19 protein-coding genes are annotated in these 18,636 nt (G+C 73.4%); 13 read left to right on the top strand and 6 right to left on the bottom strand.

All coding sequences use genetic code 11. The features are described from left to right. Nucleotides 1-108 precede the first annotated feature (108 nt). Genes alr through HLB15_RS12185 form a run of 4 tightly spaced genes read left to right on the top strand, consistent with a single transcriptional unit; the run spans nucleotide 109 to nucleotide 4,020 of the window. Entirely contained in the window at nucleotides 109-1,314 is a 1,206-nt protein-coding gene (gene alr, locus HLB15_RS12200; protein ID WP_311979578.1) for an alanine racemase, read from the top strand. Further along, nucleotides 1,311-2,315, top strand: coding sequence for a hypothetical protein (locus tag HLB15_RS12195; RefSeq protein WP_171106001.1), 1,005 nt, complete (start codon nucleotides 1,311-1,313; stop codon nucleotides 2,313-2,315). The genes alr and HLB15_RS12195 overlap by 4 nt, the downstream gene beginning before the upstream one ends. Beyond that, nucleotides 2,312-3,346, top strand: coding sequence for a CapA family protein (locus tag HLB15_RS12190; protein ID WP_171105999.1), 1,035 nt, complete (start codon nucleotides 2,312-2,314; stop codon nucleotides 3,344-3,346). The genes HLB15_RS12195 and HLB15_RS12190 overlap by 4 nt, the downstream gene beginning before the upstream one ends. Beyond that, nucleotides 3,343-4,020 carry a M15 family metallopeptidase gene (locus HLB15_RS12185; RefSeq protein WP_171105998.1) on the top strand — a complete coding sequence of 226 codons (678 nt, stop codon included), beginning with the start codon at nucleotides 3,343-3,345 and terminating at the stop codon, nucleotides 4,018-4,020. Before HLB15_RS12190 ends, HLB15_RS12185 begins: the two co-directional genes overlap by 4 nt. 46 nt (nucleotides 4,021-4,066) lie before the next feature. On the opposite strand, the gene HLB15_RS12180 is transcribed toward HLB15_RS12185, so the two are convergent. Then, a complete protein-coding gene (locus HLB15_RS12180; protein ID WP_171105996.1) occupies nucleotides 4,067-4,942 on the bottom strand; it encodes an alpha/beta fold hydrolase in 876 nt (291 codons plus the stop codon). Nucleotides 4,943-5,028: 86 nt separating this feature from the next. Between HLB15_RS12180 and HLB15_RS12175 the strand changes: the two genes are divergently transcribed. Next, the gene (locus HLB15_RS12175) at nucleotides 5,029-5,517 is read left to right on the top strand and encodes a CGNR zinc finger domain-containing protein (protein WP_171105994.1); all 489 of its coding nucleotides are present in this window, start codon (nucleotides 5,029-5,031) and stop codon (nucleotides 5,515-5,517) included. Nucleotides 5,518-5,592: 75 nt separating this feature from the next. Further along, nucleotides 5,593-6,768: an NUDIX hydrolase gene (locus HLB15_RS24825; RefSeq protein ID WP_229784986.1), complete on the top strand. Its 1,176-nt coding sequence runs from the start codon at nucleotides 5,593-5,595 to the stop codon at nucleotides 6,766-6,768. 104 nt (nucleotides 6,769-6,872) lie between these two features. On the opposite strand, the gene HLB15_RS12165 is transcribed toward HLB15_RS24825, so the two are convergent. Next, complete coding sequence (locus tag HLB15_RS12165; RefSeq protein ID WP_171105992.1) at nucleotides 6,873-7,328, bottom strand: hypothetical protein; 456 nt, start codon at nucleotides 7,326-7,328, stop codon at nucleotides 6,873-6,875. Between the two features lie 69 nt (nucleotides 7,329-7,397). On the opposite strand from HLB15_RS12165, the gene HLB15_RS12160 reads away from it, so the two are divergent. The 4 genes from HLB15_RS12160 (at nucleotide 7,398) to HLB15_RS12145 (ending at nucleotide 11,368) form a co-directional block, all read left to right on the top strand. Continuing rightward, the gene (locus HLB15_RS12160; RefSeq protein WP_171105990.1) at nucleotides 7,398-8,066 is read left to right on the top strand and encodes a DUF3592 domain-containing protein; all 669 of its coding nucleotides are present in this window, start codon (nucleotides 7,398-7,400) and stop codon (nucleotides 8,064-8,066) included. A gap of 228 nt (nucleotides 8,067-8,294) precedes the next feature. Next, nucleotides 8,295-9,299: a tripartite tricarboxylate transporter substrate-binding protein gene (locus HLB15_RS12155; RefSeq protein ID WP_171105988.1), complete on the top strand. Its 1,005-nt coding sequence runs from the start codon at nucleotides 8,295-8,297 to the stop codon at nucleotides 9,297-9,299. Nucleotides 9,300-9,345: 46 nt separating this feature from the next. Next, nucleotides 9,346-9,858, top strand: coding sequence for a tripartite tricarboxylate transporter TctB family protein (locus HLB15_RS12150; protein WP_212759799.1), 513 nt, complete (start codon nucleotides 9,346-9,348; stop codon nucleotides 9,856-9,858). Nucleotide 9,859: 1 nt separating this feature from the next. After that, nucleotides 9,860-11,368 (top strand): tripartite tricarboxylate transporter permease, encoded by a 1,509-nt coding sequence (locus tag HLB15_RS12145; protein ID WP_171105987.1) that lies wholly within the window; start codon nucleotides 9,860-9,862, stop codon nucleotides 11,366-11,368. 12 nt (nucleotides 11,369-11,380) lie between these two features. Here HLB15_RS12145 and HLB15_RS12140 read toward each other — a convergent pair whose 3' ends face one another. The 3 genes from HLB15_RS12140 to HLB15_RS12130 form a co-directional block, all read right to left on the bottom strand. Further along, nucleotides 11,381-12,130, bottom strand: a complete 750-nt coding sequence (locus tag HLB15_RS12140) for a sulfite exporter TauE/SafE family protein (protein WP_171105985.1) — start codon at nucleotides 12,128-12,130, stop codon at nucleotides 11,381-11,383. Between the two features lie 14 nt (nucleotides 12,131-12,144). Continuing rightward, entirely contained in the window at nucleotides 12,145-12,852 is a 708-nt protein-coding gene (locus HLB15_RS12135) for an Abi family protein (RefSeq protein WP_171105983.1), read from the bottom strand. A 236-nt stretch (nucleotides 12,853-13,088) separates the two neighbouring features. Then, on the bottom strand, nucleotides 13,089-14,468 hold the full coding sequence (locus tag HLB15_RS12130; RefSeq protein WP_171105981.1) for an MFS transporter: 1,380 nt from the start codon (nucleotides 14,466-14,468) through the stop codon (nucleotides 13,089-13,091). A 276-nt stretch (nucleotides 14,469-14,744) separates the two neighbouring features. Here HLB15_RS12130 and murA point away from each other — a divergent pair, with 276 nt between their 5' ends. The 3 genes from murA (at nucleotide 14,745) to HLB15_RS12115 (ending at nucleotide 18,007) form a co-directional block, all read left to right on the top strand. After that, a complete protein-coding gene (gene murA, locus HLB15_RS12125) occupies nucleotides 14,745-16,061 on the top strand; it encodes a UDP-N-acetylglucosamine 1-carboxyvinyltransferase (protein ID WP_171105979.1) in 1,317 nt (438 codons plus the stop codon). Nucleotides 16,062-16,223: 162 nt separating this feature from the next. Beyond that, on the top strand, nucleotides 16,224-16,985 hold the full coding sequence (locus tag HLB15_RS12120; RefSeq protein WP_229784988.1) for a lysophospholipid acyltransferase family protein: 762 nt from the start codon (nucleotides 16,224-16,226) through the stop codon (nucleotides 16,983-16,985). Continuing rightward, nucleotides 16,982-18,007, top strand: a complete 1,026-nt coding sequence (locus HLB15_RS12115; RefSeq protein WP_268240989.1) for an NAD(P)H-dependent glycerol-3-phosphate dehydrogenase — start codon at nucleotides 16,982-16,984, stop codon at nucleotides 18,005-18,007. Before HLB15_RS12120 ends, HLB15_RS12115 begins: the two co-directional genes overlap by 4 nt. On the opposite strand, the gene HLB15_RS12110 is transcribed toward HLB15_RS12115, so the two are convergent. Next, the coding region (locus tag HLB15_RS12110; protein WP_171105976.1) for an AMIN-like domain-containing (lipo)protein at nucleotides 18,008-18,636 on the bottom strand (629 nt) is incomplete at its 5' end.

Here is an 18,636-nt window from a genome sequence, read left to right as displayed (position 1 = left end):
ACGGCTCACCGGAGAAAATACCCTAGACTCGGTCACTCTCGCTGACGTCTCGAGACGGGTGCCTGCTCCCCTTCTGATCACCGGGATGACCACTGATCGGACTGGAGCGTGAGCAGGAACCTCCGGAAGGGTGCCGCCGTGCAAGTACCGACTCCTCCTGCCCGGGCGACGGACATCTCCCGCCCGATGAGCGCCATGGCGGAGGCGGTCGTCGACCTGGACGCCATCGCGCACAACGCTCGCACGTTCGTCGAGCGGACCGGCTCCGGCGTCATGGCGATCGTCAAGGCGAACGGGTTCGGCCACGGTGCCACGCAGGCGGCCCGCGCGGCGCTCGCGGGCGGCGCGAGCTGGCTCGGGGTGTCGAGCCCCGCCGAGGCCCTCGCGCTGCGGGCCGACGGCGTCACCGCGCCCATCCTCATCTGGCTCTACCCGCCGGGGGAGACGTTCGAGAAGCTGCTGCTCGCCGGGATCGACGTCTCGGTCGCGAGCGTCGCGGCGCTCGACGCCGTCGCCGAGGCGGCGCGTGCCACGCTGCACGTCGCCAACGTGCACCTCAAGCTCGACACGGGCATGTCGCGGGGTGGCGCGCTCGTCGACGACTGGCCGCGCGTCTTCGAGCGCGCGGCCGAGCTGCACCGCGCCGGTGCCGTCCACGTGCGCGGCATCTGGTCGCACCTGGCCGGCGCCGAGGAGCCCGAGCTGAACGGTCTGGCCGAGCAGCTCGTCTCCTTCGACCAGGCCCGGGCGCAGGCCGCGCAGGCGGGGCTCGACCCCGAGATCGTGCACGTCGCGAACTCGGCCGCCGCGCTGCGCGTGCCGCACAGCCGGTTCGACCTGCAGCGCATCGGCATCGGCCTGTACGGCGTCGAGCCGGTGCCCGGCGCCACGCACGGGCTGCGCCCCGCGATGACGGTGCGCGCCCAGGTGCTGCTCACCAAGCGCGTGCCCGCCGGCACGGGCGTCGGGTACGGCCTCGACTACGTGACCAGCAAGGAGACGACCCTCGCCCTGGTCCCGCTCGGGTTCGCCGACGGCGTGCCGCGCCAGGCGGCCGGTGTCGCCGAGTTCCTGGTCAACGGCGTGCGCCGCCCGGTCGCCGGCCGCGTCGCCATGGACCAGGTGGTCCTCGACGTCGGCGACCTGCCCGTCCGCGCGGGCGACGTCGCCGTCATGTTCGGCCCCGGCGACCACGGCGAGCCGACCGTGCACGACTGGGCGCGGTGGGCCGGCACCAACACCAACGACATCCTCACGGGGATCGGAGCCCGCGTGCCTCGTCGGTACGAGTCCCAGCACGGGTCGGAGCAGTGACCCGGACCACCGGTGCGGCGGTCGGCGTGCTCGCCGTCGTGACCGCCTTCGTCGTCGAGCGGCACTACCTGCAGGTCGCCTGGGTGATCGACCTGCCCGTGCCGGTCCTGTGGTGGTGGGCGGGCGCCGTGCTCGGCGTGCTCGGCCTGCCGCTCCTGCTGACCGCCCTCGGCCGCGGGGTCGAGCAGCCCGCCATCGCGAGCTGGCGCTCGCTGCTGCTCGGCTGGGTGCTGCCGCTCCTGGTGGCGCACGTCGCGTGGCTGGGCGTGACGCTCGCCGTGCTGCGGCGGTTCAACTCCGGCTTCACCGGCATCCCCGCCCGCGGGCTGGCCGAGATCGTGCCGCTGGTGGTGCTGCCGCCGCCCGAGTACTCGCTGCTGTGGTCGCTCGCGCTCGCCCCCGTGGTCGCGCGGCTCACGTGGCGGCTGCCGTCCGGCGTGCTGATCCCGGCGCTGGCCGCGCTCACGCTGCTCACGCCCGCCGTGACCTACCTGGTCTTCCTCCTGGTCGGGCTCCGGCTGGGCTCGATGGCCGACCGGCTCGGCGAGAACGTCGGGTGGGGCACGGTCCTGCAGCGCGGCGCCGTCGCCCTGGTGGGCGCCGCCGTGCTCGGCGTGCCTCGCTTCCCCGACCACCTCGCCGTCGTCGTGGCCGGGCTCGCGGTGCTGCCGTTCGCCCTGACGCTCGTGGCGCGGTTCGGCGCGGGCCGGTTCGGCGACCGCGGCATCGGCCGCATCGGCACGGCCGCCGTGGCGATCTACCTCCTGCACGTCCCCGTGCTCGCCCTGGCCGACCGGCTGCTGCTGGCCCGCCTCGGCCACGTCGGCGCCGCGCCGCAGTACGCCGTCGCCGTGCTCGAGCCCGTGCTGCTCGTCGCGCTCGTCGTCGTGGCGGGCGTGGTCGTGAACCTGCTGGTGGGACTGGTGACCCGTCGCCTCGGGCGGCGCGCGGGCCCCCCGTCCGAGCCGCCGGCACCCGTCTACGCGGAGGTGGACCGTTGAGCCCGCGCACCCGTCCCGTCACCGCGCTCGCCGCGGGCCTCGCGCTGCTGACCGTGGCGGGCTGCGCCGCGGGTGCGTCCGGCGCCGAGCCGGTCGACCCGCCCGAGATCACCCTGACCTTCGCGGGCGACGTGCACTTCGAGGACCGCGTGGCGGAGCTGCTGGACGACCCGGCGACGACGTTCGGCCCGGTCGCCGCCGAGCTCGCCGACGGCGACCTCACGATGGTCAACCTCGAGACGCCGATCTCGACGCGCGGCCGGGCCGAGGACAAGCGGTACCTCTTCCGTGCGCCCGACGCCGCGGTGCCCGCGCTGACGGAGGCGGGGATCGACGTCGTCAGCCTCGCCAACAACCACTCCATGGACTACGGGCGCGAGGCCTTGTTCGACACCGTGCAGAAGGCCGAGGCCGGTGGCCTCGGCACGGTCGGCGTGGGGCAGGACGCCGACGAGGCGTTCACGCCCCTGCACCGCACGGTCCAGGGCGTCGACGTCGCGATCCTCGCCTTCAGCCAGGTGGACGACCTCGCCGAGGAGTGGGCAGCGACCCCCGACCAGGCCGGCATGGCGATGGCGTTCGACACCGAGCGTGCGTACGCGGCCGTGCGCGAGGCGCGGGCCACGAGCGACCTCGTCGTCGTCCTGCCGCACTGGGGCGCGGAGAACGACGCGTGCCCGACCGGGCGGCAGCAGGAGTTCGCGCGCGGCCTCGTCGAGGCGGGCGCCGACGTGATCGTGGGCGCGCACGCGCACGTGCTGCAGGCGGAGGGCTACCTGGACGGCGCGTACGTCGCGTACGGGCTGGGCAACTTCCTCTGGTACAGCTCGGGCCTGCACGAGCCCTACAGCGCCCGGGCGGGCGTGCTGCGCCTCACCGTCAGGGACCGCGAGGTGACCCGCTCCGAGTTCGTCCCGACCGTCACGGGCGACACCGGCCGGCCGCTGCCGCTGACGGGCTGGCAGGCCGACCTCGCGCGGCACAACCTCGACGGGCTCCGCGCCTGCACCGACCTCACGGAGGCACCATGACGTCCGCCCCGCACGCCGGCACGCCCCGCGTCGCGACCCTGCCCGCGCCGGACGGCGACGGCGAGATCGTGCTCCTGTCCGACGGCCGCGTGTCGGCGATCGAGGTCCAGGAGTCGGGCGAGCCGCTCGTCGCGCTCGACGCGTCGTTCGGGCCCGCGGGCGCCCTGGTGCGCGCCGAGGTGGCGCTCCGCCTCCAGCACGCCCAGGAGCTGCTGCCCGACGGGCTGCGGCTCGAGGTGGTCGAGGGGCACCGGCACCCGGCCGACCAGCAGCGCATCATCGACACCTACGCCCGCGAGGTGCTCGCCGAGCACCCCGGCGTCGACGCCGCCGAGCTCGAGGTGCTCACCAGCCGCTTCGTGTCGCCGATCGCCGTCGCCCCGCACGTCGCGGGCGCCGCGACCGACCTCACGCTCGCGGACGAGAACGGCCCGCTCGACATGGGCACGCCCATCGACGCGACGCCCGAGCAGTCCGGCGGCCGGTGCTACTTCGGCTCGCCGGACATCACGCCGGAGGCCCGCGCGCTGCGCGAGGTGCTGGCCCACGCGCTGGGCGCGGCCGGCCTGGTCAACTACCCGACCGAGTGGTGGCACTGGTCCTACGGGGACCGGTACTGGGCCCTCGTCACGGGTGCGCCCGCCGCGGTGTACGGGCCGGTCGCGGCGCCCTGACGGCGTCTGCCCGGTCGGGCGTCCGCTCGGTCAGGCGCCCGCTGGGTCAGGCCGGCGCCGGCAGGCGCCGGTCGAGGAAGTCGAGCATCAGCCGGGCGACCTCCTCGCCCGCGCTCTCGAGCAGGAAGTGCCCGCCGTCGAGCAGGCGGATCTCCGGCTCGTGCGCGTCGCGGGCGAAGGCCGTCGCGCCCTCGGGGCCGAAGATCTCGTCGCCGCGGCCCCACACCGCCAGCACGGGCACCCGGCTGTCCCGCAGGTACCGGTGCAGCTCCGGGTACAGGGGCGGGTTCGTCGCGTAGTCGGCGAAGAGGGCGAGCTGCACCGCGTCGTTGCCCGGGCGGGAGACCCGGGCGTGGTCGTGGTGCCACGTGTCCGGGCTGACCAGCGACGGGTCGGGCTCGCCCGTCAGGTACTGCCAACGGATCGCCTCGAGGGTGAGCGCGCCGCGCACGCCCGCCTCCGTCTCGGGCGTCCGCTCGTGCCAGTACGCCCGCACGGGCGCCCAGAAGCCGTCGACGAACCCCTCGTCGTAGCCGTTCCCGTTCTGCGTGACGATCGCGGTGACCGCCTGCGGGTCGCGCAGCGCGAGGCGCCAGCCCACGGGCGCGCCGTAGTCCTGCACGTAGATCGCGTAGCGACGCACGCCGAGCTGCGCGAGCAGGCCCTGCGTGAGGTCGGCGAGCGCGTCGAACGTGTAGTCGACGTCCTCGGCCGGCGGGGCGTCGGAGTACCCGAACCCGAGGTGGTCGGGCGCGACGACGCGGTAGCGGCCGGCGAGACGCGGGACCAGGTCCCGGAACATGTGCGAGCCGGCGGGGAAGCCGTGCAGCAGCACGATCACGGGGGCGTCGGCGGGGCCGGCCTCCCGGTAGAAGAGGCGGTGACCCGCGACGGTGGCCCAGCGGTGGTGGACGGCGGTCATGTCTCTAACCCTTCAATAGTGGTTTTGGTGGTTAGAACCACAGCACGCCGTCGTGTAACCTGTCAAGCGAGGTTTGGGGGTTAGGTATGACCGACGAGACGTTCCTGCTGGACCTGCTCAACAGCACGCCCGTGGTCGACGGCGCGCCGCGCGACGAGCTCGACGCCGCGTGGCTGCGCGCCCGCGGCGGGCGCGGCACGCCCGGGGAGCTCGCCGCCACGGCCGCCGCGCGAGACGCGCTGCAGGGCCTCGTCCGCGGGTCGGCGGCACCGTCCGCGCTGGCGCCGCTGCTCGACGGCGTGCACCGGCGCGCCGTCGTCGGCGACGAGGGCGTGGCCTGGGAGCTCGAGGCGGACGAGGAGCGCCGTCCGGCCGTGCGCGCCGTCCTCGCGTGGGACGCGGTGCGCCGCGAGAGCCCCGGGCGGCTGCGCCCGTGCGCCAACACGGAGTGCGCGCGGTTCCTGCTCGACCACAGCAGGCCCAACCGGGCGCGCTGGTGCTCGATGGCGCTGTGCGGCAACCGCATGAAGGCGCGCAGGCACTACGAGCGCGTCCGGGCCGACGGCGCCCGCTGATCCCTGACGCGCCTGGTCCCGGCCGGTTCACGGGGGGAATGGGTTTCCGGCGGGACGTGGGGGAGGATGGCGGCCGTGGACCCCGTCGCCGATGCCACCGACCTCATCGCGGACCGCTACCCCGACGCCCGCTGGGCGCTGCTGGCCGGCAGCGTGCTCGACCCGGGTGCGCGCACCCCCGGCTCCGACCTCGACATCGTCGTGTGCGTGCCGGACGGCGCCGTCGGCCACCGCGACGCGGTCCGCTGGCGGGGCTGGCCGGTCGAGCTGTTCGTCAACACGGAGGCGGGCCACCGCTGGTTCATCGCGAACGAGACCGCGCGCCGCAAGCCGACCCTCGCGCGCATGATCGCGACCGGCGTCCCCGTCGCCGGCTCGGGCGACCTCGTCGCCGCGCTGCAGGCCGAGTGCCGCGCGCTCGTCGAGGCGGGGCCCGGCCCGGCGTCCGAGGCGACGCTCGAGGACGCGCGCTACGGCGTCACCGACCTGCTCGACGACCTCGCGTACGCGCGCGACCTCGGCGAGGCCGACGTCGTCCGCTCGGTGCTGTGGGAGCGAGTAGGCCACCTCGCGCTGGCCGCGGCCGGCCGCTGGGACGGCGGCGGCAAGTGGCTGCTGCGCGAGCTGCGCGCCTGGGACCCCGGCTTCGCGGGCCGCTGGCTCGCCGCCCGGTACGACGACCAGGCCATGATCGACGTCGCACGCGCGACCCTCGACGCCGCGGGCGGCCCCTTCTTCGAGGGCTACCTGCGCCAGGCGCCCGTGGTCGACGACGTGCCCGCCGCCGCGCCGCCCGTCGTCACCCGCCAGGCGGCGCGGGCGATCCTGCTCGACGGCGACGGCCGGCTCGTGCTCATCAAGCGCACCGTGCCGGGGCGTGCACCGTACTGGGTCACGCCGGGCGGCACCGTCGAGGCCGACGACGCCTCCGTCGAGGCCGCGCTGCACCGCGAGCTGCGCGAGGAGCTGGGTGCGACGGCGGCCGTCGTGCGCCAGGTGTTCGTCACCTCCCAGCCCAAGGACGCGGGCGTCGCGGTCAGTCACTACTTCCTCGCGCGGCTCGACACGATGGACCTCGCGCTGCGCTCCGGCCCGGAGTTCGAGGAGCCCGTGCGGGGCACGTACGACGTCGAGCACGTCGACCTGCACGACGACGAGGCGCTGGCCGACGTCGACCTCGTCCCGCTCGCGCTCAAGGCCTTCGTCCGCGCCAACAGCCACGCCCTCCTGGCCCAGCTCCTGCCGAGGTAGTCACCTGGCGAGGTAGTCACGTGGCGAGGTAGTCACGTGGCGAGGTAGTCGTGTGGCGAGGTAGTACTACCTCGCCAGACGACTACCTCGGCATGTGCGGGGGCTCAGACGGAGAACCAGCAGTACAGGTGCCTGTCCTGGGCCGTGGCGCGGCGGGCGAGCGCCGTCAGGTCAGCGAGGAAGCCGGCCGGCCCGGCCTCGTCCGGGTCGTCGCCGAACTCCTCGGTGCGCCCCCACGCCGCCGCCACCTCGGGCACGCGTTCCGGCGTCAGGCCGGCCAGGGCGCTGGTGAGCGTGCCGCGCACCCGCGCGACGCCGTGCTCGCCGCTCTCGCCCATCGCCACCGGCGGCGTCGGGTCGGCCGAGATGGTCTCGTACGCGACGGGCGTCAGCATCGACTCGAGGGTGCCGAGCATGACGAAGGGGTCGACGCCCTTCGCCTCGAGCACGTCGGCCGGGTCGAGGCCGACGTCGTACACGCCGGTGTCCAGGTGCTGCGCCGCCGCCGCGTCGGAGGCGGCGAGGAAGTAGTCGGTGATCAGGCCCACGGTGCGGAGCATGCCGGCCGCCACCGACACCCGGTCACCCGGGTGCTCTGTCCGCCGCGGCTGTCGTGGTTCGATGCGCGGATGAGCTCTCGCGCCCCTGTCGTCGTGGCGGTCGTCCTGCTGGTGATGGCGGCCGCGTTCGGTACCGCCGCCGGGTTCCTCGGCGTGCGCACCGCCGCCTTCCTCGCCGACGCCGGCCGGGCCGAGGGGGTGGTCGTGGGCCTCGACGAGGACGACGACGCCTACCGCGCCGAGGTCGCCTACGACGTCGACGGGCGCACCTACGAGCTGACCGACCGCGTGGCGACGAACCCGCCGCGCCACGACGTCGGCGAGCGCGTCACCGTGCTGTACGACCCTGCCGACCCCGCCGACGCGCGGCTCGACGCCCGGTACGGGTACTGGCTCGAGACGATCTTCGCGGTGGTCGCCGTGGCGCTCGCCGGCGCCGGCGCCGCGGTGCTCGCCGCCCGGCTGCGGGCCGGGGCGCGCGACCGCCTCGCCGCCACCGGCGAGCGCGCGACGGGCATCGTCACCGCGGTCCGCACGTCCGACCGCGTCACGGTCAACGGCAGGCCGCGCACGGTCACGACGGTCAGCTGGCGGCACCCGTTCGCGGGCGAGCGGACGCTGACCGAGGTCACCTGGGGCGGCGGGCACGCCGTCGGCGACCAGGTGAATCTCCGGTACGACGCCGCTCGCCCGGCCCGCGCGGTCGTCGAGCCGCCGGTCGGCGGGCCCGAGGACTGAGCTCCCTCCCCGCCGAGGTAGTCATGGGGCGAGGTAGTACTACCTCGCCCCATGACTACCTCGCCCCATGACTACCTCGGCGGGGCGAGGGTGGGAGGTCACCGTTCGGTCAAGCCGCGCGCCCTTTGTGGCGGATGTCACATGCGTGGCGGTACTGTCGCGCTCGCGAGCCTGCTTCACCCCCCTGGGCTCCGCGACCTGCCGCATCAACGACGATCGGAGACGGACATGAACCCCGTCGGACCCCGGAAGGTGGTCGCGACCAGCGCAGCGCTGGCCGGCCTGAGCCTCGTCCTGGCCGCCTGCTCCTCCGGGGCCGGGAACGACCCGGCCTCCTACCCGGACGACGACATCGAGGTCGTCGTGCCGTTCGCCGCCGGCGGGCCCACCGACACGGTGACTCGCATGATCGCCGAGCCGATGGCCGAGGAGCTGGGCGTCCAGCTCGTCGTGCAGAACGTCGAGGGCGCCGGCGGCACGGTCGGCGCGGGGCAGGTCGCCGCGGAGGACCCGGACGGCTACACGGTGCTCATGCACCACATCGGCATGTCCACGGCCCCCGCCCTGTACGGCGAGCAGCTGGCGTACGACCCGGTCGAGGACTTCGAGACCGTCGGCCTGGTCACGGAGGTGCCGATGACGGTCATCGCGCGCAGCGACTTCGAGCCGGACACGTTCGAGGACTTCGTCACCTACGTGCAGGAGCACGAGAGCGAGGTCACCATGGCGACGGCGGGCGAGGGTGCGGCGTCCGACCTGTGCGGCCGCCTGCTGACCACGGCGCTCGGCGTCGAGGTCACCGTGGTGCCCTACGACGGCACGGGCCCGGCCATGGAGGACCTGGTCGGCCGCCAGGTCGACTTCATGTGCGACCAGACCACCAACACCACCGGCCAGATCACCGAGGGGACCGTCAAGGCGTACGCCGTGACGACGCCCGAGCGTATCGAGTCCCTCCCCGACCTGCCGACCACGGCCGAGGCCGGCCAGCCCGACGTCGCGGTCTCCGTGTGGCACGGCCTGTACGTCCCGGCCGGGACGCCCCCCGAGGTCGTCGAGAAGCTCACCGCCGCGCTGCAGGTCGCGCTCGAGGACCAGTCCGTGATCGACCAGATGGCCGAGCTGGGCACGACACCCGTCGACGCCGAGCGCGCGACCCCCGAGGCGCACACCGAGCTGCTCACCGAGCAGATCGCGACCTGGGGCGACGTCATCGGCACGCAGGGAGGCTGAGATCCGCACGCTCCGGCCCGGCTCGACGGGTGACCTCGTCGCGGGCGTGATCTTCGTGGTGCTGGGGGCGGCGTTCGCCGTCGGGGCGCTGGGCTACGAGCTGGGCGACCTGCTCGACATGGGGCCGGGCTACCTGCCGCTGGTCCTCGGCCTGGTGCTGGCCGTGCTCGGCGTGGCGTGCGTCGTCAAGGCGTACGTCGCCCCGGACGCGCCACCGTCGGACGTTGCGCACCCCGGCTCCGGCCCCGACCCCGAGGCCGAGGCCGACGGCGACGGCGCCGCCGTCGAGCAGCCGGACCTGCGACCGCTCGCCGGCCTGGAGTGGCGGCCCGTCGTGATGATCGCCGGGGCGATCGTCTTCTTCGCCCTGACGGTCGACGGTCTGGGCGTCATCCCGGCGATCTTCGGCTCGGTGCTGCTCGCGGCGCTCGCCCGCGGCGGCGTCCCCTGGCTCCGGACGATCGTCACGGCGCTCGGGCTCACCGTCCTGGCCTGGGTCATCTTCGTGCTGGCGCTGCAGCTGCGCCTGCCGCTCTTCGGCGACTGGCTGGGTGGGTGAGATGGAACTCCTCGACAATCTCGCGCTCGGCTTCACCCAGGCGCTGGCCCTGCACAACATCCTGTTCTGCCTGCTCGGCGTCGCGCTGGGCACGGCCGTCGGCGTGCTGCCCGGCATCGGCCCGACGGCGTCCATCGCGCTCCTGCTGCCGCTGACCTTCGGGTTCGACGACAGGACGTCGGCCATCATCATGCTGGCCGGCATCTACTACGGCGCGCAGTACGGCGGGTCCACGACCGCGATCCTGCTGAACATCCCGGGGGAGTCGTCGTCGGCCGTCACGGCGATCGACGGGCACCCCATGGCGCGGCAGGGGCGTGCGGGCGTGGCGCTCGCGGCGGCGGCGCTCGGGTCGTTCTTCGCGGGTGTCGTCGGCACGTTCGTGCTGGCCGCCGCGGCGGGTCCCCTGGCGGCCGCGGCCCTGACGTTCGGCTCGGCCGAGATGTTCGCGGTGGTCGCGCTCGGCCTCGTGGCGTCCATCGCGCTCGCCAGCGGGTCGGCGGTCAAGGCGCTCGCGATGATCGTGCTCGGCATCCTGCTCGGGACCATCGGCCAGGACCTGTACACGGCCGTGCCACGGTTCACGTTCGGCGTCCGCGAGCTGTGGGACGGGCTGAGCTTCGTGTCGGTGGCGGTCGCCGTGTTCGGCATCGCCGAGATCCTCAAGAACCTGCACGACCCGCGCACGCGCGTCCGGGTCGCGTCCAAGGTCGAGAACCTCTGGCCGACGCGGGAGGACCGGCGCCGGATGGTCGGGCCCGTGCTGCGCGCGACCGGCCTGGGCTCGGTGCTCGGCGTCCTGCCGGGCGGCGGCCACGTGCTGGCCGCGTACGGGGCCTACGCCACGGAGAAGCGGCTCTCGAAGCACCCGGAGCAGTTCGGGCGCGGCGCGATCGAGGGCGTCGCCGGCCCGGAGTCGGCGAACAACGCGGCGGCGCAGACGTCGTTCGTGCCGCTGCTCGCGCTCGGCCTGCCCGCGCACCCCGTGATGGCGCTGCTGCTCAGCGCGCTCATCATCCAGGGCATCCAGCCCGGCCCCGGCGTCATGCGGTCGCAGCCCGAGCTGGTGTGGGGGCTCATCGCCTCGATGTTCATCGGCAACGCGCTGCTCGTGGTGCTCAACCTGCCCCTGATCCGGGTGTGGGTGAAGCTCCTGGACGTGCCGTACTCGGTGATGTTCCCCGCGATCATCGCGTTCGCCTGCACGGGCACCTACGCGATCGACCAGAACCCGTTCCACGTGCTGGTGATGGCGGTGCTCGGCGTCGGCGGCTTCGTGCTCGTGCGGTGCGGCTGCGAGCCCGCGCCGCTGCTGCTCGGCTTCGTGCTCGGGCCGCTGCTCGAGAACCATCTGCGCCGGGCGCTGCTCATCTCGCACGGTGACCCGACGGTGTTCGTCACGCGCCCCATCTCGGCGGCGCTGCTCGGCCTGGCCGTGCTCGCGCTCGTCGTCGCCGTGCTCCCGGCGATCCGGCGCAGGCGGGACGTGGTGTTCGCCGAGGAGGACTGAGGCGGGGCCGGCTCACCACACCGTGAGCAGGCCCCGCACCAGCGCGGTCAGGGCGCCCGCCAGCGCCACCAGCAGAGCGATCCGGGCGGCGACCGGCGTCGGCACCCGGCGCGACAGCACCGTGCCGAGCAGCACGCCCGCGCCGACGCACGCGAGCAGCACCGGCCACACCCACCAGGCGGGCGTCGCGTGCGCGGGGATCGCGCCCAGCCCGAGCTTGGTCGCCACCGACATGGTGTTCATGACCAGCAGCAGCGGCTGCATCGTCGCGGCGAACGACCGGTGGTCCCAGCGGGTCGCCAGGGCGTAGGCGGTCCAGGCCGGCGCGGCGACGCCCGACGTCGTGTTCATGAACCCCGCCGCGAGCCCGGTCAGGACGGCGACGGGGCGCCCGCTGATCCGCACGCGACGCCGCAGCAGCGCCGACGCGGCGAGCGCGACGAGCACGGAGCCGCCCACGATGACGTCGAGCCACGCGGAGTCGGCCTCACGGACCGTCAGGGCGCCCAGCAGCGACCCGACGAGCATGAGCGGGAGGATCGTGCCGACGCGCCGCCAGTCGACCCGGTCGCGGAGCGCGCGGAGCACGAGCAGCGCCGTCGCGATGGCGGCGACGTTGCTGACCAGCACGCCGACCGACGCGCCGAGCAGCACGGTGAGCACGGGTGCGGCGACGAGCCCGAGCCCCATCCCGGCGACCCGCTGCAGCCCGGCACCGACGAGCACGGCCACCCCGGCTGCGACGACGGCCCCGATCTCCACCCGCTCACGCTAGCTCAGCGCGGGCGCGCCTTGAGCACCTGGGTCACCCGCTGGTGTCCGGCGGCCCACTGCTCGGGAACGGTGTCGATCGCGCGAAGTACCGCGAGCACGTCTGTCAGGCGAGCGCGTACCACCTGGGTGCGCAGCAGGGGCTCGAGGTGCGCTACCCGGTTACGCAGCAGATGGATGTCGTGAACCTTGGCCGTGAGTACCCGCGGCGGTGCGGTCAGTTGCGGGAACGCGTGCCGCAGGGCGTCGTCCCACAGACGCTGCCGGCCGGCGTCCCGGTTGGGGAGGAGGTAGCGCCAGGTCCCGAGCGAGAGCTGAGCGAGCACGTCCGGGTGCGTGATCGGCCGGTTCGGCAGCCGGGACTGCGAGCTTGCCGTCGCCCGGCGGCGCGCCTTGTGGATGTCCTGGCCGTTCCTGGTCAGCCGGTTCAGCAGCGGGGCGGGATCGAGGAGCCAGGCATCCGCATGAAAGCCTGAGCCGTCGGTGTGTGGCTGCTGTGCGTTCCACTCGCAGAGCTGTTCGTCCATGGCATTGCGCAGCGCGACCTCGAACATGTGCAGCAGCTCGTACACCGCGCCCGACAGCTCGCGGTTCCAGTCGTAGAGGCGCACAGCGTGCCGGACGTTCCCGGCGGCCTCGAGCGCGTACGGAGCGAAGCGTGGCGGACTGATCCACCGCGTGATCGAGGGGGGAGCGGCAGCGGCCGTCGTCATCTTGTGCGTGCCTCCGAGGCGGGCTAGCGTATTTCTCGAAGGCGGAGGCAGGTCGCTCCGTTCGAGCAGTTCCACTGGGTCCGTCGGTCGTCACCGGCGGGCCTTTTGGCTGTCCAGGTGAACCGACGAACCAAGCCTAGAGGTGTCGACCGTCCGGCGCGCGACGGCGAGGACGAGCGACGGCCCGCCGCCCCGGGTGCAGCCGGGGCGGCGGGCCGTGAGCGGTGGCGGCCGTGTCAGGCCGAGACGTTCGCCTCGTAGTCCACGTCGCGGGTCTCCCGCTCCAGGAGCAGGGCCACCAGCGTGATCAGCGCCATCACCGTGAGGTACACGCCCACCAGCACGGGCGACCCGTCGGCGCTCGCCCACAGCCACACGGCGATGAACGGCGCCACCGCCGCGCCGAGCACCGACGACAGGTTGTACGCGATGCCCGAGCCCGTGTACCGCACGTTGGCGGGGAACAGCTCGGGCAGCACGGCCGCCATCGGCCCGAAGGTCAGGCCCATGAGCGTGAAGCCGATGATGAGCAGCGTCTGCACGCCGAACGTGCCCCCGGCGAACAGCGGGACGAACAGCGCGCCGAACACCGCGATCGCGACCGTCGTCCACACGAGGTGCTTGCGGCGGCCGAACCGCTCGGCCATGGGCCCGGAGAGCAGCGTGAAGACGCCGAAGAACACGACACCGAGGATGAGCATCCAGAGGAAGTCGACCTTCTCGTAGCCCAGGCCGGCGGGCGAGCCGTCCTCGGGCGCGGTCGGCGCGACGCCGTAGTTCAGCGTGAACGTCGTCATCAGGTAGAACAGCACGTACGTGGCCAGCATGATGAACGTGCCGGAGACGATCTGCTTCCACGAGCTGCGGAACACGCGCGCGACCGGCACCTTGCTCACGGCCTCGGCCTCGAGCACCTTCCGGAACGCCGGCGTCTCCAGCAGCGAGAGCCGCACCCACAGGCCGACGACGACGAGGATCGCCGACGCGAGGAACGGGATGCGCCAGCCCCACGCGGCGAACTGCTCGGTCGTCAGCGTGGTCGACAGCGCGATGAAGACGGTGTTCGCGAGGATGAAGCCGATCGGGGCGCCGAGCTGCGGGAACGTGCCGTACACGGCGCGCTTGCCCTGCGGCGCGTTCTCCGTGGCCAGCAGGGCGGCGCCGCTCCACTCACCGCCGAGACCGAGGCCCTGGCAGAACCTGGCCAGCACCAGCACGGCCGGTGCCGCGAGGCCCCAGCCGGGCGTCGAGGCCGCGGGGATGAGGCCGATCAGCACGGTCGCGATGCCCATGGTGAGCAGGGACGCCACGAGCGTCGCCTTGCGGCCGATGCGGTCCCCGAAGTGCCCGAACAGCACCGACCCGAGCGGGCGGGCGACGAAGGCGACGCCGAAGACGGCGAAGGACGAGAGCAGCTGCGTGGTCGGGTCCTCGGCGTTCGGGAAGAACAGCGCGGGGAACACCAGCGACGCGGCGGTCGCGTAGATGTAGAAGTCGTAGAACTCGATCGACGTGCCGATGAGGGAGGCGACGACGACGCGGCCGCGGGAGTTGCCGGCCGGCTGGTCCTGCGCACCGGGCGAGGTGGTGCGGCTCGACGAGGCAGAGGTGCTCATGCGCTCGACACTAAGCACCTGTCCGCGATCCGGGAACCCCGTCTCATTAGATGGTCAGGGGCTTGACGGGCGTCACCGCAGCCCCTGGGGGCTCCGGCGTGTCGCCCTGCGGGTCGGTGCGTCGCGCGTGAAGGTGTGGTGAACGGTGAATACTCCCGTCCGTGCGCGTGTTGGCACGACCGGCGACGAGGGGCAAGGATCGTCCGGGCGCCCCAGAGGGCCCGCGCGGCCCGCACGCCAGTCCAGCATCGGAACGAACGAGACGACGACGAGGATATGAACGATCTGCTGTATGTGAACGGCGGCAACCCGTTGACCGGGACCATCACCGTTCGAGGCGCCAAGAACTTCGTGTCGAAGTCGATGGTGGCCTCCCTGCTGGGGGAGACCCCCAGCGTGCTGCGGAACGTCCCGCAGATCCGTGACGTCAAGGTCGTCTCCGGACTCCTGGACCTGCACGGTGTCAACGTCAAGTACGACACCGACGCGGGCATCCTGGACCTCGACCCGTCCAACGTGGAGTCGGCCCACGTCGCCGACATCGACGCCCATGCGGGCTCCAGCCGCATCCCGATCCTGTTCTGCGGCCCGCTGCTGCACCGGCTCGGCGAGGCGTTCATCCCCGACCTCGGCGGCTGCCGCATCGGCGACCGCCCGATCAACTACCACCTCGACATCCTGCGCCAGTTCGGCGCCGTCGTGGACAAGCGGCCGAACGGCATCCACCTGCGGGCCCCGCGCCGGCTGCAGGGCACCAAGATCTCCCTGCCGTACCCGTCCGTCGGCGCCACCGAGCAGACCCTGCTCACCGCCGTCCGGGCCGACGGCGTCACCGAGCTCTCCGGCGCCGCGATCGAGCCCGAGATCATGGACCTCATCGCGGTGCTGCAGAAGATGGGCGCGATCATCTCGGTCGACACCGACCGCGTGATCCGCATCGAGGGCGTCGACCGCCTCGACGGCTACAGCCACACCGCGCTCAACGACCGCATCGAGACCGCCTCCTGGGCCTCCGCGGCCCTGGCCACCGGCGGCGACATCACCGTCAAGGGCGCCACCCAGCCCGAGATGATGACCTTCCTCAACACCTTCCGGAAGGTCGGCGGCCGCTTCGACGTGCAGGACGACGGCATCCGCTTCTGGCACCCCGGCGGCGACCTCAAGTCGATCGTGCTGGAGACCGACGTCCACCCCGGCTTCATGACCGACTGGCAGCAGCCGCTCGTCGTCGCGCTCACGCAGGCCACCGGCCTGTCGATCGTGCACGAGACGGTCTACGAGAACCGGTTCGGCTTCACCGACGCCCTGCGCAAGATGGGCGCGACCATCCAGGTCTACCGCGAGTGCCTCGGCGGGCGCGACTGCCGGTTCGGCCAGCGCAACTTCCACCACTCGGCCGTCGTCTCCGGCCCGACGCCGCTCTCGGCCGCCGACATCGAGGTCCCGGACCTGCGCGGCGGGTTCAGCCACCTCATCGCGGCGCTCGCGGCCAAGGGACAGTCGACGGTGCGCGGCATCGGCCTCATCGACCGCGGCTACGAGAACTTCCAGGACAAGCTGGAGGCCCTGGGCGCCGACGTCCAGCGCGGCTGAGCCCTGCCTCGGGTGCGGGCCCCGGGCTCGCTGCGCCCGCTGAGATCTGGTGTCTGCGTCGGGATCTGGCTGTGCGCCGCCAGATCTCGGCGCGCACACCAGATCTCAGCGCCTACCGGGCCCTTGCCGGGCATGCCGGCCCGGCCGAGTATCCTTTCGGCCGTGTCGACACCACGCCCCGAGTCACGGATGTACCGCTTCATCGCGTTCATCGTCCGGAACATCATGTTCGCGCTGTGCAAGTACGACTGGAAGGGCGGGGAAGGGGAGAACTTCCCGGAGACGGGCGGGTTCATCGCCGCGGCCAACCACGTCACCGAGCTCGACGCGCTCACCCTGGCGCACTACCTCTTCGACAACGGCCGCGAGCCCCGCATCCTCGCGAAGCGGGGCCTGTTCACCTCGCCGCTCACCGGCTGGGCGCTGCGCGGCACCAACATGATCCCGGTCGACCGGGAGTCGTCCAGGGCGACCGAGTCGCTCCAGGAGGCCGCCAACCAGCTCGGCGACGGCGCCTGCGTGGCGATCCTGCCCGAGGGCACCCTGACGCGGGACCCCGACTACTGGCCCATGGAGGGCAAGACCGGCGTCGCGCGCATGGCGCTGACGACGCGGCTGCCCGTGCTCCCGATCGCCCAGTGGGGCGTCACCGAGATCATGCCGCGGTACGGCTTCCCGCGGTGGCCGTGGCCGCGCCGGACGGTGACCATCCGCACCGGGCCGCCCGTCGACCTCAGCGACCTGTACGACCGGCCGATCGACAGCGCCACGCTGCGCGAGGCCACGAGCCGCATCATGGACGGCATCACCGCGGAGCTCGAGCAGATCCGCGGTGAGAAGGCCCCCCGTCCGCGGTTCGACCTGCGCAAGCACCCCGACTACGAGGTGAAGATGACGACCTACCCGCCCGTGGAGCGCCCGTGAGCGCGCCGGCAGCCCCCGCGCAGCCCCGCGTCGCCGTGCTCGGTGCCGGGTCGATGGGCACCACGTTCGCGATGGTCCTGGCAGACGCCGGCTGCGACGTCACGCTGTGGGGCCGCGACCCCGCGGTGCTCGACGCCGTCGACCGCACGCACCGCAACGAGAAGTACCTGCCCGGCGTGCAGCTGCCCGCCATGCGCGGCACGACCGACGCCGCCGTCGCCCTCAAGGGTGCGTCGCTCGTCGTCGTCTCGGTGCCGTCGCAGGTCGCGCGGACGACGCTCGAGGCGATGAAGGACCTCGTCGAGCCCGACGCCGTGGTCGTGTCCCTTATGAAAGGCGTCGAGCTCGGCACCGACAAGCGCATGAGCCAGGTCATGGCCGAGGTGCTGGACCTGACCGACGAGCGCGTCGCCATCGTCTCCGGGCCCAACCTCGCGCCCGAGATCGCGGCCCGCCAGCCGACGGCGACCGTGGTCGCCTCGCGCAGCGAGGCCACGGCCCAGCTCGTGGCCGCCGCCTGCTCGACCGGGTACTTCCGCCCCTACACGAACACCGACGTCGTGGGCGTCGAGCTGTGCGGGGCGGTCAAGAACATCATCGCGCTCGCCGCCGGCATGGCCCAGGGCCGCGGCTTCGGCTGGAACACGCTCGCCACCGTCATCACGCGCGGGCTCGTGGAGATCACGCGCCTCGGCCTCGCGGTCGGTGCCGAGCCGACGACGTTCGCGGGCCTGGCCGGCATGGGCGACCTCATGGCCACGTGCGCGTCGCCGCTGTCGCGCAACCACCGCCTCGGCAAGCACCTCGGCGAGGGGCTGCCGCTCGCCGAGGCCATCGAGGCGACCGGCGGCACCGCCGAGGGCGTGAAGTCCTCGCAGTCGGTGCTGGAGCTCGCGCGCACGCACGACGTCGAGATGCCGATCACGGCGGGCGTCGTCGCGGTGCTCGACGGCTCGCTGCCGGTCGAGGAGCTCGCCGCGACACTGCTCAACCGCCCGCAGAAGTCGGAGGCGGCCGGCTAGTCAGTGCTGCACATCGACGACCACCCGCACCGGGTCCTCCAGCAGGAACACCCGGAACGGGCGCTCCCCGTCGTCGATGCCGAGGAACGCGGTGGTGTACCCCTCGAACCAGTAGCGGTACACGATCTCCTCGACGGACTCGGTCTCGTCGGGCTCGACCCGGTCGCCCGAGAACTCCGCGACGCCGCTGTCCGTCGGCGCCGCCGTCCCCGAGACCGACACGCGCAGGATCGCGTCGCCGTCCACCTCGACGGCGTGGCCGGAACCGTCGTCGGAGGCCTGGTCGACGTACTCGACGCGCCAGCCCGGCCTCCCGCTGCCGGTGCCGTCGAGGTCGAGCACGACGCGGTCGTACCCGTCATGGGCCGCGACCCGCACGTCCGTGACGGACAGGAAGGTCTCGCCCTCTCCGGTCGGTTCGGCGGTGTCGGGCCGGGTGTCCGCGGGGAACGGCGGGCCTGACGCCGTCTCCGTCGCCGACGCGGCGGGTGCGGGGGTGTCGTCGCCCGGGCTCGCGGCGTCGGTCGGCCCGGTCGTCGGCGCACCGGACGGCGACGCCGACCCCGGCACCGACACCGCGGGCGCGGGCTCGTCCGGGCCGCCGCACCCCGTGAGGGCCAGCGACGCGA

The organism is Promicromonospora citrea, assembly GCF_013004695.1.
Lineage (GTDB): Bacteria > Actinomycetota > Actinomycetes > Actinomycetales > Cellulomonadaceae > Promicromonospora > Promicromonospora citrea.
The sequence above is the reverse complement of the archived record's forward strand: the minus strand, read 5'-3'. Positions and strand labels throughout refer to the sequence as shown.